This window comes from Ureibacillus yapensis (genome assembly GCF_003515775.1).
In the GTDB taxonomy this organism is placed as follows: domain Bacteria; phylum Bacillota; class Bacilli; order Bacillales_A; family Planococcaceae; genus Ureibacillus; species Ureibacillus yapensis.
Genome location: NZ_QWEI01000006.1, coordinates 107,840 through 133,529 on the forward strand (window position 1 = coordinate 107,840; position 25,690 = coordinate 133,529).

At 40.7% G+C, this 25,690-nt stretch carries 25 protein-coding genes and 1 riboswitch; of the genes, 18 read left to right on the top strand and 7 right to left on the bottom strand.

What is annotated here, in order from left to right:
• Window positions 1-267 precede the first annotated feature (267 nt).
• The 3 genes from D1B33_RS12235 to D1B33_RS12245 all read left to right on the top strand — a co-directional run bounded on the left by D1B33_RS12235 (window position 268) and on the right by D1B33_RS12245 (window position 2,736).
• Entirely contained in the window at window positions 268-1,233 is a 966-nt protein-coding gene (locus D1B33_RS12235) for a nucleoside hydrolase (RefSeq protein WP_118876682.1), read from the top strand.
• A 173-nt stretch (window positions 1,234-1,406) separates the two neighbouring features.
• Window positions 1,407-1,784 (top strand): hypothetical protein, encoded by a 378-nt coding sequence (locus D1B33_RS12240; protein ID WP_147370405.1) that lies wholly within the window; start codon window positions 1,407-1,409, stop codon window positions 1,782-1,784.
• 199 nt (window positions 1,785-1,983) lie between these two features.
• On the top strand, window positions 1,984-2,736 hold the full coding sequence (locus tag D1B33_RS12245) for a class I SAM-dependent methyltransferase (protein ID WP_118876684.1): 753 nt from the start codon (window positions 1,984-1,986) through the stop codon (window positions 2,734-2,736).
• A 560-nt stretch (window positions 2,737-3,296) separates the two neighbouring features.
• Here the strand turns inward: D1B33_RS12245 and D1B33_RS12250 are convergent.
• Window positions 3,297-4,502, bottom strand: coding sequence for a hypothetical protein (locus tag D1B33_RS12250; RefSeq protein WP_147370406.1), 1,206 nt, complete (start codon window positions 4,500-4,502; stop codon window positions 3,297-3,299).
• A gap of 709 nt (window positions 4,503-5,211) precedes the next feature.
• Window positions 5,212-5,258: riboswitch (PreQ1 riboswitch) on the top strand.
• A 119-nt stretch (window positions 5,259-5,377) separates the two neighbouring features.
• Here D1B33_RS12250 and queF point away from each other — a divergent pair.
• The 7 genes from queF to D1B33_RS12285 all read left to right on the top strand — a co-directional run bounded on the left by queF (window position 5,378) and on the right by D1B33_RS12285 (window position 10,739).
• Entirely contained in the window at window positions 5,378-5,878 is a 501-nt protein-coding gene (queF, locus tag D1B33_RS12255; RefSeq protein WP_118876686.1) for a preQ(1) synthase, read from the top strand.
• A gap of 241 nt (window positions 5,879-6,119) precedes the next feature.
• A complete protein-coding gene (gene queC, locus D1B33_RS12260; RefSeq protein WP_118876747.1) occupies window positions 6,120-6,779 on the top strand; it encodes a 7-cyano-7-deazaguanine synthase QueC in 660 nt (219 codons plus the stop codon).
• Between the two features lie 3 nt (window positions 6,780-6,782).
• The gene (gene queD, locus D1B33_RS12265) at window positions 6,783-7,256 is read left to right on the top strand and encodes a 6-carboxytetrahydropterin synthase QueD (RefSeq protein WP_118876687.1); all 474 of its coding nucleotides are present in this window, start codon (window positions 6,783-6,785) and stop codon (window positions 7,254-7,256) included.
• The gene (gene queE, locus D1B33_RS12270) at window positions 7,249-7,977 is read left to right on the top strand and encodes a 7-carboxy-7-deazaguanine synthase QueE (RefSeq protein WP_118876688.1); all 729 of its coding nucleotides are present in this window, start codon (window positions 7,249-7,251) and stop codon (window positions 7,975-7,977) included. Before queD ends, queE begins: the two co-directional genes overlap by 8 nt.
• Window positions 7,978-8,008: 31 nt before the next feature.
• Entirely contained in the window at window positions 8,009-8,548 is a 540-nt protein-coding gene (locus D1B33_RS12275) for a VUT family protein (protein WP_118876689.1), read from the top strand.
• Between the two features lie 576 nt (window positions 8,549-9,124).
• The gene (locus tag D1B33_RS12280; RefSeq protein WP_118876690.1) at window positions 9,125-9,916 is read left to right on the top strand and encodes an ABC transporter substrate-binding protein; all 792 of its coding nucleotides are present in this window, start codon (window positions 9,125-9,127) and stop codon (window positions 9,914-9,916) included.
• A gap of 19 nt (window positions 9,917-9,935) precedes the next feature.
• Entirely contained in the window at window positions 9,936-10,739 is an 804-nt protein-coding gene (locus tag D1B33_RS12285; RefSeq protein WP_118876691.1) for a class I SAM-dependent methyltransferase, read from the top strand.
• 125 nt (window positions 10,740-10,864) lie between these two features.
• On the opposite strand, the gene D1B33_RS12290 is transcribed toward D1B33_RS12285, so the two are convergent.
• Entirely contained in the window at window positions 10,865-11,095 is a 231-nt protein-coding gene (locus D1B33_RS12290) for a hypothetical protein (protein WP_118876692.1), read from the bottom strand.
• Window positions 11,096-11,105: 10 nt separating this feature from the next.
• Window positions 11,106-11,357 (bottom strand): hypothetical protein, encoded by a 252-nt coding sequence (locus D1B33_RS12295; protein WP_118876693.1) that lies wholly within the window; start codon window positions 11,355-11,357, stop codon window positions 11,106-11,108.
• 248 nt (window positions 11,358-11,605) lie between these two features.
• Here D1B33_RS12295 and D1B33_RS12300 point away from each other — a divergent pair, with 248 nt between their 5' ends.
• Entirely contained in the window at window positions 11,606-13,570 is a 1,965-nt protein-coding gene (locus tag D1B33_RS12300) for a hypothetical protein (RefSeq protein ID WP_118876694.1), read from the top strand.
• Window positions 13,571-13,763: 193 nt separating this feature from the next.
• Window positions 13,764-14,327, top strand: a complete 564-nt coding sequence (locus D1B33_RS12305) for a cupin domain-containing protein (protein WP_118876748.1) — start codon at window positions 13,764-13,766, stop codon at window positions 14,325-14,327.
• Between the two features lie 203 nt (window positions 14,328-14,530).
• Here D1B33_RS12305 and D1B33_RS12310 read toward each other — a convergent pair whose 3' ends face one another.
• Window positions 14,531-14,803, bottom strand: coding sequence for a hypothetical protein (locus tag D1B33_RS12310; RefSeq protein WP_118876695.1), 273 nt, complete (start codon window positions 14,801-14,803; stop codon window positions 14,531-14,533).
• Window positions 14,804-15,027: 224 nt separating this feature from the next.
• On the opposite strand from D1B33_RS12310, the gene D1B33_RS12315 reads away from it, so the two are divergent.
• From D1B33_RS12315 to D1B33_RS12320, 3 genes are all read left to right on the top strand, one after another.
• A complete protein-coding gene (locus tag D1B33_RS12315; RefSeq protein WP_118876696.1) occupies window positions 15,028-15,603 on the top strand; it encodes a TetR/AcrR family transcriptional regulator in 576 nt (191 codons plus the stop codon).
• A 118-nt stretch (window positions 15,604-15,721) separates the two neighbouring features.
• Window positions 15,722-15,847 carry a hypothetical protein gene (locus tag D1B33_RS18775; protein WP_267897051.1) on the top strand — a complete coding sequence of 42 codons (126 nt, stop codon included), beginning with the start codon at window positions 15,722-15,724 and terminating at the stop codon, window positions 15,845-15,847.
• Window positions 15,840-16,724: a haloalkane dehalogenase gene (locus D1B33_RS12320; protein ID WP_118876697.1), complete on the top strand. Its 885-nt coding sequence runs from the start codon at window positions 15,840-15,842 to the stop codon at window positions 16,722-16,724. Before D1B33_RS18775 ends, D1B33_RS12320 begins: the two co-directional genes overlap by 8 nt.
• Before the next feature lie 390 nt (window positions 16,725-17,114).
• On the opposite strand, the gene D1B33_RS12325 is transcribed toward D1B33_RS12320, so the two are convergent.
• A complete protein-coding gene (locus tag D1B33_RS12325; RefSeq protein ID WP_118876698.1) occupies window positions 17,115-17,879 on the bottom strand; it encodes a SurA N-terminal domain-containing protein in 765 nt (254 codons plus the stop codon).
• Between the two features lie 327 nt (window positions 17,880-18,206).
• Here D1B33_RS12325 and D1B33_RS12330 point away from each other — a divergent pair, with 327 nt between their 5' ends.
• On the top strand, window positions 18,207-20,384 hold the full coding sequence (locus D1B33_RS12330; protein ID WP_233549474.1) for a transglycosylase domain-containing protein: 2,178 nt from the start codon (window positions 18,207-18,209) through the stop codon (window positions 20,382-20,384).
• Between the two features lie 75 nt (window positions 20,385-20,459).
• Here D1B33_RS12330 and D1B33_RS12335 read toward each other — a convergent pair whose 3' ends face one another.
• Window positions 20,460-20,891 carry an Ohr family peroxiredoxin gene (locus D1B33_RS12335; RefSeq protein ID WP_118876700.1) on the bottom strand — a complete coding sequence of 144 codons (432 nt, stop codon included), beginning with the start codon at window positions 20,889-20,891 and terminating at the stop codon, window positions 20,460-20,462.
• Between the two features lie 642 nt (window positions 20,892-21,533).
• Entirely contained in the window at window positions 21,534-22,502 is a 969-nt protein-coding gene (locus D1B33_RS12340) for an SMP-30/gluconolactonase/LRE family protein (RefSeq protein ID WP_233549470.1), read from the bottom strand.
• Between the two features lie 320 nt (window positions 22,503-22,822).
• Here D1B33_RS12340 and D1B33_RS12345 point away from each other — a divergent pair, with 320 nt between their 5' ends.
• Complete coding sequence (locus D1B33_RS12345) at window positions 22,823-23,029, top strand: hypothetical protein (RefSeq protein ID WP_118876702.1); 207 nt, start codon at window positions 22,823-22,825, stop codon at window positions 23,027-23,029.
• Window positions 23,030-23,233: 204 nt separating this feature from the next.
• The gene (locus tag D1B33_RS12350) at window positions 23,234-25,600 is read left to right on the top strand and encodes a purple acid phosphatase family protein (RefSeq protein ID WP_233549471.1); all 2,367 of its coding nucleotides are present in this window, start codon (window positions 23,234-23,236) and stop codon (window positions 25,598-25,600) included.
• Window positions 25,601-25,690 lie beyond the last annotated feature (90 nt).

Here is a 25,690-nt window from a genome sequence, read left to right on the forward strand (position 1 = left end):
TCAGGTCCATATGTTTTGGCTGTACCGACNAAAGGAAGTTTATCGAGTATCTCGATAAAATCTGGGCGCACATGCTGTCCCGAAAGCGAAGCGTCAGGTCCATATGTTTTGGCTGTACCGACAGCGAAGCGGCAGGTACATTTACGCCAAGGCGTTTTTGATAGAAAGTTGCTAACTTGCCGGGTGGCTTTCTTAGATACTTTTCGAATAATAATTTATAATGGTGGTTGAAAGAGTGATTTTGAAAAGTAAGGTGGCTTTTATTATATGAATAAAATACCGTTAATTATTGATACAGACCCTGGAATCGATGATGCAATGATGCTGACGTTTGCGTTTGCAAATGAAGAGGCATTTGATATTCGATTGGTTACTACATGTGCTGGGAATATTCCGCAAGAGAAGACCAATTATAATGCACGCACGCTTTTAAGCTATATTGGAGCGAATGTTGAAATCGCGCGAGGGCTAGAACAACCCATATTCCGTGAACTCGAAGTAGCGGAAGACATTCATGGTGAAAGCGGCTTTGGCGATGTGGAATTTCCAGCGCCAACGTTGCCGGTAAGTGAACGGCCTGCCGTAACGGCCATGCTTGAAACCATCCTGGCGAGCGAAGAGAAAGTAACAATCGTGGCAACAGGACCCCTAACAAACGTGGCTGCCTTATTATTCGCTCATCCCGAAGTAAAGCCGAAAATTGAACGCATTTCATGGATGGGCGGCGCAGCAGTCGGCGGCAATATGTCTGCAGTGGCCGAATTTAATGCATATGTTGACCCACATGCCGTCGATCTTGTTTTTCGTTCCGGAATTCCTGTGATTATGAGTGGGCTGGATGTTACGCACAAAGCGTTTGTTACTCCAGAAGAAGCAAAAGTGATTTTAAGTTACGGTACCGAATTTGCCAAAAAATCGTATCGGTTACTTACATATTATTTGAATGTTATGAAGAAAACGCCTTTCGACGAGGAAAATTATGATCAAGTACTGCGTTTTCACGATGTATGCGCGGTGATGTATTTACTAAGACCGGACATCTTTGAAGGGCAGGACTGTTATGTGGAAGCCGTGCTGGATGGTCCGGCAAGCGGAGCAACCGTGGTGGACTATCAAAATAAAACAGGCAAAACGCCAAATGTCCATGTGCTGCATTCCGTAAACCGTGAAGTTTTTGTCGGGGAATTTATAAAAGCTGTACGGATCGTTTCAGATCGAATCTCATCACGTTAATCATGTTTGACTGCACCTCCAGTGGTTTAGCCATTGGGGGTTTTTTGATTGTTTGATTAAATGTAAAATGCAAAATATATTTTTAGACATCGTTCTATGCGTCCAGGTACGTGAAAACTTCACTCATATATTAGAGAAAAAAGGTGTTAACTCCATAGGGGGTGAAGAGAAAGTTGGTATATTATCCGCCGAATGATAGAGGAAATCCAAGAAGCAGATCTTTCCCGCAAGATCCGAGAAGGGGACCGATGCCTCCAAGGCAGCAAAGACAACCAATGCCGCCGATGCACAGACAGGCGTATGGAGCTGAATATGGACCTCAGTACCAAGCAAGACAACAAGGGCATCCAGGGCATCAATTCCTTTACGAAAATCAACATCCCCAAATGCCGCCTCATCAGATGCCACCGCAACAAATGCATCCGCAGCAAATGCCAAGACGGAGATTTCCGGGAGACATCAATCAGTTAATGGACCATGCAGGCAAGGTATCAGAAGGTATTAATATCATGAGACAAATTGGTGCGTTTTTCAATACGTTCAGAGGATGAAACTGGATTGCACACACACATCAATGGTGAACGTTGATGTGTTTTTTATTTGGTTTAAAAGTAAGGGTAAAGTTGAAAATTGGGCAAGAATAGTTAAAAATGAGAGTATCTTAATTTGGAGGTTTTTGTTTGTCTGACTTATGTTTAGAGCTGGTGGATACTTTCTCTTGAACAATTAACTAAAGGAGAGTGTCTACAAATGAAAAAATATTTTTACGAAGCTTTTGAAGGGCTGGCACGTCTGGCTCCAGGCAGCGAACAATCAACGATGAAAGCAATTTCATTGGTAAATGCAGCAAAAGAAAAGGAATTAAAAATACTGGATATAGGTTGCGGAACCGGGATTCATACAATGATATTGGCGAATTGGTTTCCAAATGCCCAAATCACAGCAATTGATACCAATCCGCAATACCTGGAAACACTGCAACAACAACTACGCAAAAAGGGATTGGAAGAAAGAGTCGAGGTTCGGAATACTTCCATGTTGGAGATGGATTTCCCTCCGGAAACGTTCGACCTCATTTGGGCGGAAGGGTCCATTTACATTGCAGGCTTTCAGGAAGGTCTCCATCAGTGGAAACAATTTTTAAAGCAAGATGGCGAACTGGTTTGCAGTGAAATTTCATGGTTGCATGCGAATCCTTCCAAGGAAAGCAAGGAATTTTGGACGCAAGCATATCCCGAAATCGATACCATTTCCAACAAAGTGAATCAACTAACCGATTCAGGATATGCTTATCGCTTTTCATTTGTTTTGCCAAAGAAAGATTGGATCAATGAATATTACCATCCGCTTGAACGAAATCTTGAAGCGATGGAACGCCAATATAATGATACTCCGGTTGCTTTGGATGTTGTGAATATGATTAAACAGGAAATTAATCTTTATCATAAACATTCACAGGATTATAGTTATGTGTTCTACGGAATGAAAAAGAATAGTTTGTAGATTTGGGAGAGCCGAAGCTTCTTTCGTGGACCGGTAGCGGTTGTTTTGATTGTTTTGAGTACACTAGAGAGGTTGTCGCGGACTGACGGGAGTTGATTTAAATGAACTAAGTCCACGAGAGAGGATATCGGGGAAGGCGGGAGCTGTTTTAGTTGCTCATGAGTATCCATCTTACGCAAGCTTTCGGTACAAAAAGCATTTGCTGAATGAGGTTAAATTTAAGCGTATTCTCTACTAGGAGCCTTTAATAGTTAATTTTCATTAATGGACTTTATGCGGTATCTCTATATCCTCTTCAAATTCGTCCTCGTGTTCAAATTCATCCTCTTGCACTGGAACAAGCTGTGCCGACAAGGCAATAGATGGTTTGTATAAAATAATGATGGCCATCTATTAATATATTTAAATACCCAAATGTATAAAAGTAAAATCTTTAAATAAAAAACCCTCAATTAGAAAGGAAACTAAAAATCAAAACCTTTCTAATTAAGGGTCCTTTTTACATAGAATTAACCTTTATCTATTTAATGTAACTGTGGTTATAATCCAATCACGATAGATTAATTCATTCCGGCAGGCGCTGCTGAAACATTGTTAATGTCAACAGGAATCGTTACGGTTCCATTAGCTTCTGAAGTGATGGTAATCGTTGGGGATATAACGGTTAAATCGGGAACGGCTAGCTGGCCGGTTGAAGGATCAATAATTCCATCATATCCGGTAACAGTTAGTGCTGGTGGATTCACCTCATCACTTGATTTTGCCCTAATAGTCAGTGTTTTAGCAGCGGTATCGTAATTAGCAGAGGCTATTATTCGATCTACAGGTTTAATTGTTTTTATCGTATCATCTGCAGGATCATCGATGTTATTTTCCAAATTCGTTACGGTGATTTCCACAGGTGGTTCGGCTCCTGTATAAGGAACATGAGCAAAATATTGGTTATCCCTTCCGGCTAGTGGTGTTGTCTCAATACCAGTTCCTGAAACTGTAATGTTTTGGTCAACTTCTGATAAAACAAATACATCAATAAATCCGCTATCAGCGGTTTGACTATAAGTTGCTTGTTGGATATCTAATCCATTAGTAGTGGATATTTTCCCCATCAGTGAAAACAGGTTTGTCTGAATTCTTCCCAATCTTCCAAGCCCTGGTCCTTCAATACGGAAGTAATTTTGATTTTGATATCCTCCAGTAACTCTATGAAGCACATTAGGATCACCAATATAGCCCTCTGGTGCCGCTGGTGCTACAGATGGATCCCATTTTAAAAACGTACCGATTCGGCTGTTAAGTGCTGCATTGAAACCACCGCCGGCTCCGATATCCTCTGTGTAGTTAATTTCACCTTCAGCATCAGTTTTAATAATATCTTTTCCATATGGATGTGTGATCGTGTAATTGGAATTAGGAGTTAGCCCATCCACTCTAATACGGACACGTCCAAATACAGTTTGATCACCGACTGCTGGCACCTCACTATTAAATGAGGCTTCAAGAGCGAAAGTTCCTCTCGCACTCACATTGCCAGATTCAATTTCAGCTTCGGCCATTTGATAAAATGCCTCACCAGGGTAATTGTCAGGGAATTGAATTGGCAAGTTTGGATCGAAACCTAAAGTGGCTGGATCAGCCTCTTCCTCTTCCTCTATTAATCCACAATAAGGATCTGCCGGATCTAAACAAAGCTCCAATTTTACGCCATTCGAATCTTTATACCAGAACGGGAAGCCATTGTCATCCCGGGTTGGCCCTACTTCTGTCAATTTAGGCCCAGATTCAATTACTTCGGCTTCAGCATTATCCCAGGGAATCCAACTACTAACGGTGATAGTAAGAGTGAACGATACAAGAAATAGACGCTTAAGTAAAACATTTCCTTTGGCTTGCTCGGATTTTCTCTTTAAAAGCATTCACAAACGCTCCTCACTTTAAAATTTCTAAGAATAATGCAATGTTGTATGTTGCCAATTTTTTCCTACAACCTACTTTTATGCCATGCACTTATAGAAAATTCGTTTAGATACATATTTTTTGTAACTACTTAGGTCCCCATAGCCATCAGATTAAGCAGTGAATAATTTTCATCTAAATAGGTCTTCCTTCCATTCAATACGTATGGAGGGATCGTAAAATATAAACAAGCTGCCTAGTGAAAAAAATGTATTTTAGTAAGCTTCTTTGACATACCTACTTTTCTATTACTCGCTCGTTTTGAAACAAGAATGATTTCGCACCCGGTAATTTACACCGTTAGCTTGATGGATATATCGTGGTACCCCTATAAGATTTATATGTCGAAACATAACAGCTGGTAGCTGGAAAGCACTTGAATTCCAGTGGCTCTTTATACTCAGTCCATCAAAGCCTCCTTGCCTCACTTTATAATAAAAGAGTTCTACCAAAGGAAAAAATTAGTTTGACTCTTTTCCAAATATCCGCTATCATATGGATGAATTAAATGCCCGACTAGAAGCGGGAGAGGTTCATAGCTGATACCCTCTATAAAAAACTATGGAAACATGACGAATTCAGCCATGTCCATAACGGGATATGGCTTTTATGTTTTTATATGCTTTTATAGACATCATCTGGCCTCTCTTTGACAAGTGTTGGGAAACATTTGCAAGGAGGTTTTTTTATGTCTGGAAGAAGTCATGAAGAAGGATTAAAAGATTTAACGTTATTAGGGAACCAAGGGACAAAATATGCGTTTGAGTATGCGCCTGAAGTGCTGGAGGCGGTAGATAACCTGCATAGCAACCGTGATTATTTCGTAAAGTTTAATTGCCCGGAATTCACAAGTTTGTGCCCGCTTACAAACCAACCGGATTTTGCGACAATGTACATTTCATATATCCCAGATAAAAAAATCGTGGAAAGCAAGTCATTGAAATTGTACTTATTCAGTTTCAGAAACCACGGGGATTTCCACGAAGACTGCGTCAATATCATCATGAACGATTTAATCAAGCTGCTCGACCCTCGCTATATTGAAGTGTGGGGAAAATTCACGCCTCGCGGAGGCATCTCGATCGACCCTTGGTGCAACTATGGAAAACCGGGAACGAAGTATGAAGAAATGGCCGATTATCGCTTAATGAATCATGATTTAAATCCTGAAAAAATCGATAACCGCTAAGCAAAATCATAGAACTCAATACACAAGAGGTTATTAGCGACCCTCTCTAAAAAACTAAGGAAAAACAGCATTTTCTTAGTGCTGTTTTTCTATTTTCATAGTGTCTAGCTTCAGCGCCCAGCCCCTCGAGGTCGCTTCAGGTCCTCGGTCGAAAGCGAAAGGATGCTTTCGATTCGGACCTTCCAGCGCTTGTCGGGGCTAAGCAGGGCGCTTACGCTTTTCGAAAAGGAGTTTTCCAATGTTGAAACAAGAAAAAGCAGTAGTGGTGTTTAGTGGAGGACAGGACAGCACGACTTGTCTGTTTTGGGCTAAAGAACAATTTGGCGAAGTGGAGGCCGTGACGTTTGATTACGGACAGCGGCATGCCCTAGAAATCGAGTGCGCGAAGGAAATTGCGCAGGAGCTTGGTGTGAAGCATCATATCCTTGATATGTCGCTTCTTAATCAGCTGGCACCGAATGCATTAACGCGCCAGGACATTGAAGTGGAAGAAGGGGAAGACGGCGAATTGCCATCGACTTTTGTACCGGGACGTAATTTGTTGTTCCTTTCTTTTGCCGGGGTGCTGGCAAGTCAGGTCGGGGCAAAACATTTGGTCACGGGCGTTTGCGAAACGGATTTTAGCGGCTATCCGGATTGCCGGGACATTTTCATCAAATCATTGAACGTGACCTTGAATTTATCGATGGATGACACGTTTGTGATTCATACCCCTCTTATGTGGATGAACAAAGCACAAGCGTGGGGACTGGCGGATGAACTTGACGCCCTAGAATTTGTTCGGGAAAAAACCCTCACTTGCTATAACGGCATTAAAGCGGATGGCTGCGGGGAATGTCCAGCATGTCAGTTACGTAACCGAGGACTTGATGAATACCTGAATTCCAAAAAGGAGGGTTAAGGCATGTTTGAATTTTCAATTGTCGAGAAGCTCCAAAAATTTGGTAAAGATATCGAGCGCGAGCAGCTAAAGTACCATTCAAAACGCGTGCTGGTGAGTAAGGAATTTACTTTTGATGCAGCCCATCATCTTCACGCCTATGAGGGAAAATGCAAAAACCTTCACGGGCATACGTATCGTGCCGTACTGGGAATCAGCGGCTATACAGATGAACTTGGGTTGGTGATTGATTTTGGGGAGATAAAGGAAATCTGGAAGCAGCAGATTGAAATTTATCTTGATCACCGCTATTTAAATGAAACGCTTCCGCTAATGAATACAACCGCTGAGAACATGGTTGTGTGGATTTACGAAAAATTGTCCGAAAGCTTAACGGACGAACAACGGTCTCGTGGGGTACGCGTTGAATTTGTCCGGCTTTATGAAACGCCAACGAGCTATGCGGAAGTGAAACGGGAGTGGATGGAAATTGAGTAAAATCCCTGTTATGGAAATCTTCGGACCAACGATTCAAGGTGAAGGCATGGTCGTTGGACAGAAAACGATGTTTGTCAGAACAGCCGGTTGTGATTATTCTTGTTCCTGGTGCGACTCGGCATTTACTTGGGATGGCAGTGGAAAGCACCTCATTACCCAAATGACGGCCGACGAAATTTGGGCGGAGTTAAAGCGGCTTGGTGGCAATGGATTTTCATTTGTCACCTTGTCAGGGGGGAACCCGGTACTGCTTCGCCATCTCGGTGAACTTGTTGCGATATTGAAAGAAAACAATGTGAAAATCGGAGTAGAAACACAGGGAAGCAAATGGCAAGAGTGGCTCTATGAAATCGATGAACTGACGATTTCGCCAAAGCCGCCAAGTTCCGGAATGACAACCGACTATAACATGCTTTCGGAAATCATTGAGAAACTAAAAACACGAAACCCCAACCAGCAGATTTCCCTCAAGATTGTCGTATTTAATCAAGAGGATTACGACTATGCAAAACAAATGCACTTCCGTTATCCTTCCATCCCGTTATATCTGCAAGTCGGAAATGATGACATCCACACTACGGATGATGGGAAGCTGGTACAACATTTGCTGACGAAGTACGAAGCGTTGATTAATCTGGTGATAGCGGATGAAGAGTTAAAAGACGTGAAAGTACTGCCGCAGCTCCATACCCTCATCTGGGGAAATAAGCGAGGGGTTTAGCGCAGTTGAAATTGACTGAAGGAGAAACATTATGAGAATTTTATTTTATTTATTATCAATCGTCATTGCCAACGTAGTGACCGCGGCCATGGCACCTTTGCAATTCGGCATGTTTATTGTGCCGATGGGGACGCTTATGGTAGGGATGACGTTCATTTTCCGCGACCTGGTGCAAAATAAATACGGTCGCAAAAACACATATTTGTTAATATTGATGGCATTGGTATTATCAGCCATCGTTTCCTTGATGCTAGGAGATACATTAATGATCGTGGCGGCATCAGCCATTTCATTTTTGATTTCGGAAACAGCTGATACGGAGATTTATACACGCTTAAAACTGCCAATGGCTTGGCGCGTTTTTTATAGCGGTGTTGTAGGCGGAATATTCGATTCTGCGGTTTTTGTTATTATTGGATTAAGCCCGCTTGGCGCAGGGTTCTTGCCTTGGGAAGCAGTGCCGGCTGCCATTGTAGGCCAGATTATCGTGAAAACCGTGATTCAGCTGATTGGCGCACTGATTTTGAGTCAGATAAAAGGGTTCAAGAATACGGAGCTTGTTTCGGAATAGTTGCAATCATATGATTTTGATATGAATTGCAGCTCCAGACTAACCAAAAGCACTTCATTTTTCCGATGAAGTGCTTTTTTGACGGATTCTCAAAGACTGAAAAGCATAAGATTAGCACGAATGAGTCCGCGAGAAGGGCTCTCAAAGACTCGAGGGTATGAAATTAGCAGGTATGAGTCCGCGAGAGGGGCTCTCAAAGACTGGGAGACATGAAATTAGCGCGAATGAGTCCACGAGAAGGGCTCTCAAAGACTCGAAGGCATGAAATTAGCACGAATGAGTCCGCGAGAAGAGCTCTCAAAGACTCGAGGGTATGAAATTAGCGCGCATGTGGCCGCGAGAAGGCTCTTCAGACGAAAAGCTCTTCAACCCACCGATGAAGCGCTTTTGGAGCGGAATCATCTTCCGCAAAGCCGTTCATCCCGTCTACTCCTCCTAAAAACCTCACCCAGCTTTTCAAACCCACCAACACTAACTCTTAAACTAACCAAAATCCCCATATTCATCAAACAACCAACCGAAAGTTTATGCTACATTAAAGTTAAACAAAACCCACAACAAGAAGGGGGCATATTCATGCAAACCATAGTTGACCATCTTAGTAGAACTGTAAAAATTCCAGACCAACCGAAAAGAATCATCTCCATTTGCCCAGCCATTACAGAAACGATATTTAGTTTAAAAGCTGGAAATAAGTTGATTGGACGCACGAGATATTGTACTTTTCCAAAAGGGAAAGTCGAGAACATCGAAGTTGTCGGTGGAACAAAGGAAGTAAATATAGAGAAAATCAAGCAGCTTGAGCCTGATCTGATTTTAGCGGAAAAGGAAGAAAACACTGCTGAAATCGTCCAGCAGCTTGAGCAAATCGCCCCGGTTTTTGTATCCGAAGTCCAAAGCATTCAAGACGGGCTCCGGTTAATTGAAACATTGGGCCAATTAACAAGCTCGGAAGAAAAAGCAGCCACTATGATTCAAAAAATCAAGGACGAATTTGACGCACTCCCGCATGAACAATTGGGCAGAGCAGCTTATGCTATTTGGCGCAAACCATATATGGTGGTGGGCGACACAACGTATATTAACGATGTTTTAAAAAGGCTTGGCTTTCAAAACGCATACAATCAAGCCGAAGAGAGGTATCCTGCCGTTTCAAAAGAACAATTGAGCGCGGCCAATTTAGATTTCCTCTTCCTTGCGTCTGAGCCATTTCCGTTTAGCGAAAAACACCTGACCGAATTTCAGGCTTTTCTCCCCGACACGAAAATTCTGCTGGTGGATGGTGAAATGTTCTGGTATGGAGCCAAAATGATTGAGGCTGCAGTTTATTTTAAAGAATTAATTAAAACAGTAAAACAATCAAGATAAAAAGATGGGGGGATCGAGTATGGGAGATTACGGGAAAGAATTATTCAAGGGTACTGCGTGGTACTATTCGCGTTATCGCCCCCTCTATCCAGCTTCCTTGGTAAGGTTTTTAATCAATCGATTTTCTCTCGATGGAACAGGTCGACTGCTTGATTTAGGGTGCGGAGCCGGACAGTTGGCTTTTCGTTTTGCTGATTGGTTTGAAGAAATCGTTGGAATTGATACGGAACTTGAAATGCTTCAAGAAGCAGATCGGCTTAGAAGAGAGTTTAGGGTGGAAAATATAGAGTGGTTTAATGGTGAACTCCATGCATATCGGAAAATCACGGACAAGAAATTCAAGTTAGTCATTATTGCCAAGGCATTTCATTGGATGGATCGCGAAAGGGTTCTTGATACCTTATACGAAATGATTTCAGATGGTGGAGGTGTTGCCATTATAGATCATTACTCACCGAATAAAGAACCTTTACCGTGGCAATCAAAAGTGAGTGAAGTCGTTAGGCAATGGTATGGAGATATAAGAAGAGCAGGGAAAACAACCTATTCGAATCCAACGGTTAGCTATCAGGAGATCATATCGAATTCAAATTTCGAATTAGAAATGTACCAACTGCCAACTCTTAAGCATGTTTGGACAGTGGATTCGATAATTGGCAATCTCTATTCAACTTCATATGGAGCCAAGCGGTTTTTGGGTGAAAATGCGCTTTTGTTTGAAAGCCATTTAAAAGAAGAGTTATTGGACATTAATAAAGATGGGATTTTTGTGGAAGAAATTGATTTATCCATCAATCTCGCCAGTAACAACCGCAAAATATAGACCCGATCATCTCTAAACATGTAAGCAAAAGGGACATTTTAATGTACTACTGTACCCAAAAGCCGGATCGTCTGCCGCTGACTTTTTGGGTACGGTTATGTGAATGTCCCTTCATTCATGTCATGTTACTCATTATCCGGATTAATTTTAATTGCAGGCGTGTTGTTGTAAAGATAAGTTGGCAGTACATCGTCTTTTTTATTTTTGCCGTAGAATTCTTCCTGGATGGCCATGTTTGCCTCGGTTGCAGAATTTACTTCCTGCTTGTGGGGAATTTCTTTCCCATCATTGAATCGTTCATTTAATTCAATATTTGCTTCAGTTGCTTCTGTATCTAAAAAGTCATCTTTTTTCATGATACCACTCCTATAGAGATAAATTTGGTTTTAGCTTGAACATGATGCTGTTGAAAACTTCATTCTTGTATGTTTGCAATAATGCTTGTTTTAATTGGAACTTTTGGAAGAAATGATCCATATGCTCATGGATATATTGTGCGATATCCTCTTTATGATGCAACTTTTTATCCTTCACCTTTTCAGTAATATCCTCTGTCATTTTAAAGATAAATTGAAGAATTGAAAAATCTGTTTTCCCGCAATAGTCGCGTAAGCTCATTAATATCCTTCCTTTCTATAATTAGGTGTAATGTGTATATACCTTAAAAAACAGAAAGTAAACCTTTTCATTCTCTTTCAGTATGGTTTTCTCGCTTTATTGTCATACAGACACTTTTGGTTCTCTCATTAAACAGACGAGTTAGCGGCCGTTTAAAAAAAACGAGAAAGGGTAAATGAAAGGTGACAATTTTTGGATATTACTGGGACTTTTTTTAATTTCAACACTATTTAAGGAGGGATTTGGATATGGAGGCTCAAGTGAACACTGTAAAAGTAAGTTTTGAACAAACGTTAAATCAACTTGAACAGGCAGCCCCTGTTGCAAAAAATACGCATCAAGCGGAAGTTTTCCAAAGAGCAATCGAACTGGCACAGACGGAAGAAGGATTAAAGGAATTGTTCCAATATGCAGCCCGTTTTGACCAAGCCGGCGTTTTCAAGGGCGGTCCGTGGGAAGATGCTTCAAAACTGCAGGCACCTCTAGTGGGCGGGACATTGAAATTGCAAGGTGTAAATTCGATTGTGGAATTGTTAAGCGAGCTGCGCATGTTGGCCATTGCAAAAGGAATCTACCAGCATGATGAAATCACGGCTGAGGAAGCAAAATCGTTTTTAGAAAGCGTATTGGCTTTAAACCTGGATATTTTATTTCCTCCAGAAACAGAAGAAGCAAGAATAAACGCTGGCGAGCAGATGGAGCGGGCAAAGAGGCTCTTTCACTTCTTGGGCAATGAATTGTCATTCCAGTCCATCGCAAAGAGGCTCGCAGCAGAAATTGACCGTTTGACCATCCAGCGTCCGATTATGGTACATCGCATTATCAACATGATTGCGATGTCAAAGCAGATTTGTGAAACGGACATGGATGAGCAAGTAAAAGAAACGCTCCAAAAGTATATTGATGCCATTAGTACACCAACTCAACTTAGCAAAAAAACGGGAAATTTAAAGGAATATAAATTGGCCTTAACAGAGGCTCTAGCAGATGAAGTGGAAAAGGAAGCTATCGCGTTTGCGCAGTCTATGCAAGAAACAGGGCTTGTTTCTCCATACCATGCTGTTTTAATTCGATGCCTGGCAAATACTCATTCCGAAATCCTCCCAACTGCACTCAATCTCTCTGAATTAGGGCAGGCTCTTTTAAATGACCAGCTGGAACTTGTTCAAGATTTAATCACAATGGCGATACACCCGCAAACGGCCCAATCGATTTACGGGCTTGCCAAAATACTGAATAAGGGACTGCTTTCGCAAGAGCCCCTCTCCATGGAGATTCGCCGGTTGCTCGAGATTGAAATTCATCCGGAAGTAGAGGAACTATTGTTGCCGTCGGAAATGAAAGAAGAAGGATTAACCGCAAACGCTATTCTTGTAGCGGGGGCAATCAGCGTACTGGGGCAACCACTGGGCGTGGGGCAGGGACTGAATCCGACATGCCAATCCGCACGTGCCATCAGCCTGTGGGCACAGCATGACGCTAGCAGACTGCTCGAGTTGATCATCCGTGCGGCAAGGGATAATGATGTGGATATGACCTTTGAAGGCGATAGTATTCATTCTTCTTTATTAACCGAGGGGGTTGCTTCGGAAATTCACCAGGAACTCGACCCGGTGTCGAAAATTTTAGTGCCGCATCTTGATAAAATCTATAATGAAATGATGAAAAGAACGGCGCTTCGCAATGAAGACGGACATAAATGGGTAAATCCCGAATTTTACGGGGAGCGCGTTCAAAGAGGCTTTGCCAACATCATTGATCCAGTGACAGGTTCGGTAGTCAATTATTCAGGGTTTGTGCGCATGTTTTATGCTACCCATCATCCAGCCTTTAATGATGGCTATGAACTCATCTATCCGAACCCGGTGGGGATTTATGTAACGGATGTGCATGGAAACTTATTGGGGCTGCATGCCATCTCCATCCAACGTGTTGCCATGGATGAAGGCGGAGTATACCGGGTTTATTTTTACAATCCGAATAACGACAGCGGCCAGAACTGGGGACAGGGAATCGAGCCTAGTTTGAAAGGGCATGGAGAAGAAGAGGGAGAAGCCTCGTTGCCGTTTGACCAGTTTGCTGCGCGGCTCTATGCCTTCCACTACAACCCATACGAGAAGGGTGACGGTTTCGAACTGGAGGAGGAAGTCATCCAGCGAATTGAAACACTGGCAAGGGAAAGTTGGGGAAGACAATACACCTGGCTTTACTAGATAGATCTTGCAAAAGCTTTTAAAAATTTTGATTAAAATCCTGTGTGCAAACGCAGGATTTTTTATTCCATGATTGAGCTATTATATGGAAGACTTAATTTTATTCGCACGAGTATTTATGAATTTTTCCAAAAGACGTTCCAGGAACAATCGCATATGATAATACGATGAAACTGGGAAGGGAATGAAAAAAGTGTATTATAATTCTTATGGGTACCCATTTCAAAGTCCATATTATGGATATGTGCCAGTAAATAGTTATAATGGAAACCCGTTTTACTGGACTGATCTTAATCAATTACTTTATGAAAATCAATTTAATCTTTATCATGCTTCCAACGATAATAGAATGGCATTAAGGGATTATGGGCCAAATCCATTTGCTATAAATATTAATGAAGCAACAAAACAAAATGATACGTTTCGTACGGCTTTATGGACTGGAAACCATTTGCAGCTTACCTTGATGAGTCTGAATCCAGGAGAGGATATCGGGCTGGAAATGCATCCCGATGTGGATCAATTCTTACGTATTGAACAGGGCCAAGGAGTCACTCAAATGGGCAATACAAAAGAGAATTTAAACTTTAGAAGAAACGTATCTGATGACTATGCAATCTTCATACCTGCCGGAACATGGCATAACTTAACAAATACAGGCAATGTTCCGCTAAGGCTGTATTCAATCTACGCCCCGCCTAATCACCCATTTGGAACGGTTCACCCTACAAAAGCAGATGCCGCAAGTGAGAAATAAAATAACAAACATAGTAATACAGTTATTTCAGGCAAGACTCCAGATGAATGGGTAAAAACAGGGAAAACTAAGCTTCTTCAACAAATCGAGATATGGAGTAATGTCCTTCTTTTTTTAGAAATGAAAATAAAATCTAAGGCTGCATCTATTGGGATGCAGCCTTAGATTTTACAATAAAGTTGTTCCATTTAAAATAAAGACAGTTATTTTGATGTGAATTCATCTAATTCCATTAAAGTGATAAAACCCATTTTATAATAGTTGGTCCATGTTTCTTTATCAAGTTTAATAGAATTTTCCATGTAATGTGTTTTTGCATAATCCAACTGCTGTTTATGTAACAGCAATGTTGGTTTCTTCGGAGTTGACACTTTTATTTCATTTACTAATTCTTTCGAGAAATCTTCCTTTAATTCATAAATTTTATCATCGTCAAGAGTAATGTAAATCGTGTATTTATCGAATGGTATTGCCATTTCAATTTCTCCTTTTTAATCTCTTTTATTTGAGTGTACTTTATGGCCATCAGTGGGCTTATGTACGAGCTAACATTGATGGTCATTTTCTATTAGGATGCATTTGTAATTTAGAACACAATATCTCTATATTCCTTTTGATTTAGTCTGAATTATATTTTTTTGAGGTTGCTTCTTATTAATACTATAATAAAGTATAAATTCAACGATGAAGGTGTGTAAATATGTCTAGAAAACAAGAGATTCTTTCAATTGCCCGAGGGGTTATTTATTCAAAGGGATATCAAGCAACGTCTATAAGCGATATTCTACATGCTGCAAACATTGGAAAAGGGCAATTTTATCATTATTTTTCCTCTAAATATGATCTAGGACTAACGGTTGTAGAAGATATAATTCAGGAATGGGAAAAACAGTTGATTATTGATATTTTTCAATCAACAATTGAACCTGCCTCTAAGTTAAGTAAGATGCTTGATAAAATACTAAATTTTCATACTGAAATTGAAAAGAAATCAGGCTGTCCAATTGGTAATTTAGCCATTGAAATGAGCGAACACGATGAAACTTTTCGTATTAAAATTCAATATATTTTCGAACGTTGGATTGAAGCTGTAGAAGCAACTTTAGATGAAATGATTAGTCGAGGCCAACTTGACGCCACTGTTGATACTAAAAAAAGTGCTCAAGCAATGATCGCTATGATTGAAGGCGGTATTTTGCTAATGAAAAACCAACAAAACATTCATTTTTTAATCAATGTTATCGATGTGATTCGCAATCAATACAAACTTGCTTAGTAGAAGCTATTTTTTGAACATAACTTTTTTGAATGCTAGACTATAAATTGTACCGAATGGTAGGTACAATATTGCACCTATATAAATACTAACGATTATTGAAGGGAGAATGATAAAAATGGATAAAAAGGTTTGTAAAATTTCAGCAGTTTCAAAAGACATCAATGTGAAACATACTTATAATGATGATCAAGTTCTAATAGGCGAAATTACTAAAATGGAGGGGGACAAGTCCCATGAGTAAGTATGAAATCTCAGCTGTTGACCCTCATCCGCGAAAGCGTGTCTCGGTTCTCGGAACAGAAATCAGCTACGTTGATACCAGTGAGGGAGACCCGATTGTTTTCCTGCATGGCAACCCTACCTCGTCTTATCTTTGGAGAAATGTTATTCCCCATGTTTCGGATATTGGCCGTTGCCTTGCCCCGGACTTGGTTGGCATGGGGGCATCGGGCCCTGCCCCTGACGGTGGCTACCGTTTCGCTGACCACGTGCGCTACCTTGACGCATGGTTTGATGCGTTGGACCTGAATAGGAATGTAACTTTAGTAGTCCATGACTGGGGTGGAGATCTTGGCCACCATTGGGCAAAACGACATCCAGAAAAGGTGAAAGCAATCGTCTACATGGAAACGCATGTCCAGCCGATGACACTTGGCGACTTCCCTGAAGTTTTCGCTGCCATACGCTCTACGGAGGGGGAAAAGCTTGTACTGGAAGGGAACCTCTTCATCGAGAAGGTCCTGCCAATGAGTGTGATGCGTAACCTAACCGAAGAGGAAATGAACGCTTACCGGGCCCCTTACCCAACGCCAGACTCTCGGAAGCCTACCTTGGAATGGCCTCGCGAATTACCGATTGACGGTTATCCAGCAGATGTGGTGGAGGTCGTAGAGTCTTTCGGAGCATGGCTTGCACAAAGTTCTATACCGAAGCTTCTAGTAGTCGGAGATCCTGGAGTGGTGCTGCGTGGTGACGCTCTTGAATTCGCGCGCAGTTGGCCGAATCAACAGGAAGTAACTGTGCGAGGCAGCCACTTTCTTCAGGAAGACTCTCCCCATGAGATCGGTACTGCCCTACGCAATTTCCTGCTCAATTTGCCCAAAAAACTACGTTCCTAGGATAAACAATGATTTACGAAGCAAGAAGATCCAGGCTGCAGAGGCAGACTGGACTCATTACCGTAAACAAAGATGCAAGCAGCCGTAACAATGGCTAAGGATAAGCTATTTAAAGTATTAAATTTGTATTGGCCTCGGATTTTAATTATCCGAGGCCTTTTGGATATCCAACAACTGTACAGATAAAGAGTATAAAAATTTGATAGCTTCCAGAATCCAGCGTAATTCTAGAATAACAAGGCACTGTTCTGCAAGAATAGGATCACTGGATAATTATTTTAACACTCGATTTCTATGTACATAAAAAAGAAGATGAACCCTCCATGAGAGTCATCTTCTTTCCGTTTGAAAGGGCATTTGCCAACAGCCCTTGTTTTTTGTGTAGTACTTTTAGATCTTAATCTCAATCTTCGCATTTTTCTTTAGCTCTTCAACCTGCTGAGCGAGAACTTCTTGCTGTTTTTGCTGCTGAAGACTTTGTTCGATTTGCGGTTTCATATCTTCTAGCTTTGGAACTTCTTGTCCAGCACTCTTTCCTTGTTCCGCGAATTGGTCATATGTTTTTTGAATTTCTTCATCTGTTACTTTGCCACCCGGCACTTCTTTTTCCACGTACTGTTGAAGCTTAATGCCGTCAGCTATTTGCGTTTCAAGTGTTTTCATATCCAATCCGGTAGTTTTAAGAAAGTCTTCGAACTCTTTTTCTGTTTTAAACTGTTTTTTTATTTGGTCCAGCTGCTTGTTAATTTCTTCCTCCGAAGCTTTATAGCTTTTTTTATCTGCCTCTTGAAGAAGAAGGGTTTGACCGACTAAGCTGTCGATCGTTTGGTTTTTCACTTGCTCCGCACCTTCCTTGGAAGTCGGATCTTGTCCCATTTGCTGTATTAGCCCCTGTGTAGATGCTAAAACGATATTATAGTCTTTTCCTAAAATTTCCTCATCATTCACGACGGCAACAGTTTTCTCTTCATCAACTTGCTGTTCTTCCAATTTCTTTTGCATTTCTTCCATTTGCTTTTGCTGTTCCTTTTGATCGTTTACTGCTGTTTCTGCTTGATCATCAGTTTTAGTTTCCTTACTTTCCTCATTTCCTCCGCATGCTGCTAAAACAACGGCCATTAGACCGGTTAATAATGTATACATCAATTTTTTCATAAACTCGACTTCCTTCCTTAAGCTAGAAGTATAATTTTCTCTTAAAAAATCATCTTGTGCGCATTATAAAGTTAATTCTGCGAAAAAGAAACCATATGCGCCCTTTTTTAATTTTTATAACAAGATTGAAACATTTGATAATAATAATGGATGCTTGAAACAAATGAGAAAATACAGAAAAAAATAGCTAAAAATACGAAAAGAGAAGAAAGTAGCAGATTACAAATTCCCTATTGACTATGTATATTTGATAACTAACAATAACATTTATGCAGAAGCTAAGTTATAAAGATTGTCATACTAGAAGGTGGAACAAACGTGAGAAGAATGGAAAGAAGGCAGCACCGAAAATCAAACGGGCGAATATGGAGTAAGTTCAAAGATAAAAAAATGATGATAAAAATTTTAGCGGCAGGTTCAGTATTTGTTTTATGCTGCTTACTCATATTTAATATTTTAGTTTGGACAAGCGATGTTAGTAAATTGGAAGAACCGACTCCGCTGCCGACGATTATTTATGATCAAAATGGAGATGTAGCCAGTAAGATAGAGGCTTCCAATATTGAAGGAGTTAGCATAAAGCAAATTCCCGAACATTTTATTCATGCTGTAATTGCAACAGAAGATCAGAGGTTTTACAAGCACGAGGGAATTAATTTTATTGCAATCGTTCGGGCATTGACTCAAAACATGATAAGCGGGGAAATTGTGGCAGGAGGAAGCACAATCACACAGCAGTTGGCTAAAAATGTTTTTTTAACACAAGAACGTACATATACGAGAAAGTTTAAAGAACTCATTTTGACGAAAAAAATTGAACAAACCTACTCCAAAGAAGAAATTATGGAACGGTACTTAAACCAGATTTATTTTGGAGAAGGAGCATGGGGCATCCAACGTGCGTCACAAACATACTTTGGCAAGGATGTTAGTGAACTGACTTTAGGGGAGTCTGCTATGCTGGCGGGATTGATTAAGGCACCATCCAACTTGTCGCCATTTAAAGATATGAATAAATCGGTTGAACGGAGAGATCTGGTTCTATCATTAATGGAAAAGGAAGGTTACATTAGTCAAAGTGATGCCGAAAAGGCAAAAGAGCAGCCAATCGTCTTGGAGGGCAAGAAGATTGATGATTATAAAGGCAAATATCCTTATTATGTTGACCATATTATTGAGGAGGCTATAAATAAATATGGTTTGACAGAGAATGAGGTTCTTTCGGGTGGGCTTCATATTTATACAGAATTGAATCCTGCCATACAAAACACTGTTGAACAGGTGTATAGGGATGCAGAGATGTTTCCTGAAGGGCAACCTGACCAGCTGATTCAAAGCAGTGCAATCTTTATCAACCCTTCAACCGGCGGAATCAACGCACTTGTTGGAGGGAGAGGGGAACATACGTATAGAGGATTCAATCGTGCCACTCAACTGAAACGACAGCCTGCGTCTACAATGAAACCATTGGCGGTATATACTCCTGCTTTGGAGCAGGGGTACGAAGTTTACGATCGGTTACAAGATTCACCTATTAATTTTGACGGATATCAGCCAATGAACTATGACAAACAATTCCGTGGAGAAGTGACCATGTATGAAGCGTTGATCCATTCCTATAACGTCCCTGCGGTATGGTTGCTGCAAAGAATGGGATTAAAATATGGCACGAATGCAGTGGAGCGTTTCGGCATTAAATTAAAGGAAGAGGATTATAATCTAGGTTTGGCACTTGGTGGGTTGAATGAAGGGGTATCGCCTTTGTTGATGGCTCAAGCGTTCTCCACATTCCCCAATAATGGTGAAATGGTAGAGGCACACTCGATTCAAAAAATAGAAGATGCAGATGGCGAGATTATTGCAAAATGGCATCATAATGCTACAAGAGTCACGGATCCCTTAGTGGCCCAGAAGATAACTTATATGCTCAAAGGGGTTGTTGAAGAAGGTTCGGGAATGAATGCTAGAGTGGGGGGCTGGGAAGTGGCCGGTAAAACGGGAACAACACAGCTTCCCTTTGCGAATACAGGAGGAGCAAAGGATCATTGGTTTGTCGGATATACGCCCCAGATTGTTGGGGCAGTTTGGATGGGATACGATAAAACGGATGAAAATCATTATATATTGGAACCCAACAACACTACCGTCACAAATATATTTAAAGAAATTTTCTCCCAGTCTATGACAGAGTTTTCCCAAAAGGAATTCGACTTATCATTACTAAGCAAACAGCTAAAAGAACAGGGGGAGAAAGAGAAAGTACAGAAAGCAAGACAAGAAGTAGAGAAGAAGGAAGCAGAGAAAGAGAAGAAGGATAAAGATAAAGATAAAGAGAAGAAAGAGAAAGAGAAAGAGAAGGAGAAGAAAGAAAAAGAGAAAGAAAAAGAGAAAGAGAAAGAGAAAGAGAAAGAGAAAGAGAAGAAAGAGAAAGAAAAGGAAAAGAAAGAAAAAGAAAAAGAGAAGAAAGAAAAAGAAAAAGAGAAGAAAGAAAAAGAAAAAGAGTAATTTGAGAGTGGCCTCGGGGATAAACATTTAGAACACGACAACCCTGATTGACTTAGTCAATCAGGGTTTTGCCAATTAAGAGCCTACTGAATGAACATCTATGCTAAAATCCATATTCGTTCTTTTATCATCCGAGTACGGCCAGATGCGATTTGCTTTCTCCACAAGTTGTTGTAGCTGCTCTTGGTCAATATTATAACCTTTCACCTGCAAGTCAACTGCCAGTTGATAGCCATCTTCTTCATCTTTCAATAAACTGACATTAACAGTAACCTCGGATTCAAACTCGACTTGCGCTTGATCGGCTGCAATTTGCAAAGCGCTATCAAAGCAAGACGCATACGCTGCAGCAAATAATTGTTCTGGGTTTGTAGCTTCGTACGAGTCCTCATCCTTTTGACTTCCTGGTAGAACGGTTTCCATGTCAATAGTGTGGTCTTCGGATTGTACTTTGCCTTCTATGCCCCCAAAAGCGGTTGCACTGGAAGTGTATAAAACTTCTGACATCCCTCTTCATCTCCTTCAATGGATTATGGTAACCTTCATTAATTTTTCCATTCCGGACATTTTTATGTGTGAAATTTAAAAGGCTGCAGATTGTTTTGAGCAAAGCGGTCTTTCAAAAAAATTTGATTGAATCGGTGAGCGCTGCTAAAAATAAAGAAGTGTCTAAAGCTGCATTTTCGATGAGCAGAGCTGAAAATCCACAATTAGAAGTGCTCTAATGCGGTAATTTCAATAAGCAAGGCTGAAAATACTCAATTAGAGGTACTCTAAAGCAGTATTTCCAATGAGCAACGCGAAAAATACTCAATTAGAAGTGCACTAAAGCAGTATTTTCAATGAGCAGGGCTGAAAATACTCAATTAGAAGTGCTCTAAAGCAGTATTTTCAAAAAGCGACGTGAGAAATACTCAATTATAAACGCTCTAAAGCAATATTCTCAATAAGCAGGGCTAAAATGCGGAAAATGAAATCCTCTAAAAGTAGATTTTTCAAATAATGTCTCCTTCATACAGGAGAAGAAGGGGAAATGGTTGTTTTCATGATAATTCCACAAACAAAAACGCAAGAATGCCGATAACATTCCTGCGTAATTTTGAAATCTAAGCTTGGCCACCACAGACACCTAGCAATAAAGCCAAACGTTTATTTCAAGCCATATGGTTGAAGGCCTGTTTTATTCACTTTAATACGCCAAACTGTATTCTTGGAAGATTCGGTTACGTAAAGATGGCCATCGTGGAATGCGAGATTTGTTACAAATGTCCCTGCATCTTCAGGCAATCGGATGTTGCCCACTTTAAAGCCGCTTTTATCCACCACGACCACTTCGCCCGCTTGGAAATGAGCGACATAGAGGTTGCCCTCCGAATCTACGGTTAACCCATCTGGACCAATTCCTCCTTCAAAACGCGCAAACACAAACGGGGTTTCCGGTGATTTCTCCGCAGTCATCGAAGGAACGGAAAGAATTTGGTTTTTATCAAATTCGGAAATATAAACCCGCTGGCCATCTGCAGAAATGGCGATTCCATTTGGATAGGCGATGTTTTCCGAGAACAGGACTGCTTCCGAGCTGTTCGGAGGCAAGTAGAAGACGCGTCCGGTTGGGTGGGTAGCGCTTGATCCCATTGGCTCAGTAAAATATAAGCCGCCTTTATCATCAAAGACCAGATCATTTAACCCGTTAAAAGGCTTTCCATTATAAGAATTAACAATGATTTTGCGTTTGCCGGTTGCAGGATTGTAAGCGTAAAGCTCGCCCATCCCATCCGTCACAAACAAACGGCCATCCTGATGAAACTTCGCGCCAATCGGCATTTTATATGTTTCTCCAACGCGAACGGCTTTCTCGTCTTTCACCTTTAAAATTTCCCCAGTAGGCGGGCTCACCATCCAAATATCGCCTTTGCGGTCAAAATTGATGCCTTCCATAAATCCGCTGCCTGTTGTGATTTTTTCCCACTTACTATCCGGAGAAATGATTTCAGTTATCGAATGTCTTTCTCCTTTAGGGACCGGTTTTGTTTCGTACAACGCTTTAGCGCCCGCAAAGGACGCAGTAATAGCGAAAAGAATGATAAGCAATGTGCTGACAAAAGTACTTTTTTTCAACTCAAAAAAACCTCCTTCATTATCTTGGAAATTTTCTATAGTTAATCTATGAGGCTGAAAAGTGAATCTCTTATCATATAAGCGCTTATATAACTTATATCGTATCATGGCCACTTCCTCCGAACTACCGAAAAAAAAGCCTTAGAATCCATCGTAATAAGTAAACTTTTTCTCTTTTTTGCCAAACACTACTTTTGGTATGATGAAAGATTGAAACACCCATCTGAAAAGGTTGTTTAATTTGCGGGGCAGCGGAAGAATTCGTTAAGATAAGGAAAAGAGTATTTTTTTGTCCAGGGGCAGCAAGAGGAGGTACATCATTGAAAAATTGGGGTTTATTGTTGATGTTTATCGGCATCGTATTAATTGCGATTTTTACGCTTACAGGCTTAGAGCTATCTTTTACGGCATGGCTGATTGGCTTCTTATTCAGTCTTGTGGTTTCGGGTGCAGGCATCGTGCTGTTGATCATTTATTTGGCAAAAGCGATTAAAGCGGAAAAACAACTTAAGAATGATGGAAAATAAGAATTTCCAAGGAGGATTGATCTTTAAAAGCAAAGATCAATCTTTTTTTGAGGGTCAATGTTAACAAAAAGTATTTTATTTTTACAAAACTTAATAAATTCTTACCATTTTTTTAAAACATTCATAAAACTGATTTAATAAACTGATAAGTAACCTCTAAGATATATACATAGTTTAAAAATAGAAGAATGGAGTGTTACGAAAGTGAATCCAGGATTGAAAAGCAACAAATCATGCAAAATGCTGCTTTCATTTTTCCTAGTATTTGCATTGGTGTTCCCGAATTTTACGCACTTTGCAAATGCCGTGGAGGCTGAAGAGCAAGCATCAGAAGAGAGTGTTCTATTGCCATACGATGCAGTATGGAGCTATTCCGATGAAGGAACAGACCTTGGAACGGAATGGCGCAACAATGACTATGATACTTCAAGCTGGAAAACAGGCAAAGCCCCACTAGGTTTTGGGGATGCTGTTTCCGAAACAAACCCGAATATTCCGTTAGGTACGGAAGTAAGTTTCGGTAATGATGAAAATAACAAACATATGACAACTTACTTTAAAACGGAAGTAGACGTTCCTTCCCTTGAGGGGTATGAAGGACTGGAAATGTACATTCATGTGGATGACGGGGCAGTCGTTTACATTAACGGAGAAGAAGCATTCAGAAAAGGAATTGAAGAAGGTGTAGACCTTGCTTATGATACACCAGGGAAGTTCAAGGCTAAAGAAGAAACATTCTATATCCCAACGGATGCGCTGAAAAAAGGAAAGAATATCATCTCTGCTGAAGTGCATCAAGATGGGGGAGACAGCTCCGACCTTTGGTTTGAAATGTCCATCAAGGCTGTAACGGAAATTCCGGAAATAATCGATTGGACAACTACACCGCTTCCAAACCCGAATGTTGCAGTTGGGGAAGTTTCCCGTGTAGTCGTGTCTTTCTATGGGGACACGGAGACAACGAAAGGATTTACTTGGTATACATCACAAGCATCTATTAATAGTGATGTACAAGTCGTTGAAAAAACTTCGGGCGAACCAAACTTTGAAAATGCCGTAACATTTACTGGCGGTTATCAAAGATCGACGAATGCGCCGGAATTTATTGTTCATAAAGCAGTAGCGACAGATTTAAAACCAGGAACGGAATATCAGTACCGCGTTGGGGATGCGTCCTTAGATCTTTGGAGTGACGTTGGTTCGTTTGTCACAGCAGAAGGGGACGATGAATTTACATTTATCAACCTGACGGATACGCAAGCCAAAACAGAAGAAGAAGCGATTCTGTCATCTGAAACATTTGCAAAAGCGAGTCAAACTGTAGAAGATTCAGAGTTTATCCTTGGAAATGGCGATATTGTGGATACTGGATCTAAAGAAGAGCAATGGGGATGGGTTCTTGACCATTCCAAAGAAACTTTGATGAACACAACATTTGCATCTTCTGCAGGAAATCATGATGAAGACAAAAACTCTTTCTATGAACATTTTAATGTGAAGACGCCGGAAGGTTCTTCAACAGAAACAGGCGCTTATTATTCATACGACTATGAAAATGCACATTTCGTTATCTTGAATACAAATGAAGATTCGGAAGAATACCAAAACTTCTCGCCTGAGCAAATTGAATGGCTGCAAGAAGACATCAAAGCTGCCAAAGCAAATGAAAACATTGACTGGATTATTGCCAATATCCACAAGGGTCCATATACGACTTCAAACCATGCAACAGATGACGATATCATGGGCGAAAATGGCGTTCGAGAAAAACTGCCGCCGATGCTGTATGAGCTAGGTGTCGACTTGGTATTGCAAGGTCATGACCATATCTATGCCCGCACGAAGCCGATTCAAGAAGGCAATGCGGTAGAAGCGGACAAAGCAACGGAAGAGTTTGAAGGAATCGAAGTAGAATATTCCGTAAATCCGGATGGAACAATTTACGTAATCCCTGCAACTGCAGGTCCAAAGGTTTACTACAAAAATAAAGAGATTGATCCTGCATACTATGATTTATTTGAAGTAGCGGATGAAAACAGCGCTGCGAAATACGGAGCAGATCCTACGAATGATTCTCGCCCAGTTCGAAGCCAGGTTCAAAACTTTGTGGAGTTTAACATCGACGGCAACAAGTTGACGGGCATCACGTACGAAATCGATCAAAACATCAACAATGGCGAACCATTTGTGATTGATGCATTTGGAATTATCAAAGAAGAAAGAAAAACGGATAATCTAAAGGATGCAACGTCGAAAAAATTAAAAATCACTAAACCCTATTCAGTTGTAAATATCGATGAAGCAGTTGAACAAGAAGAGATTTTTGTACAAGCATCTGTAACATTAAAAGGAGCAGGTTTAGCCAATAAAAAGGTGACAATCAGCCCGTCTGAACACAATGCCGTAATTGACTTCAACGGCGAAGAAGTAAAAGAAGTGCGCCTTCAAACAAACAAAATCAAAGAAATCCGAGGCGCGGAAAATGTTCAGCAATGGAATATTCCGAATGGCGTGAAGTTAAAGAACATCAACTTCTACCATTCAAATGGGAAAGAGATTACGGTAAAATAGAATAATTTGAAGGTTCTGTGGAGAAATCTGCAGGGCCTTTTTTACTTGTACAGATTTTTTAATTTTTCGGGTAGGCAGAGGAATATGAAG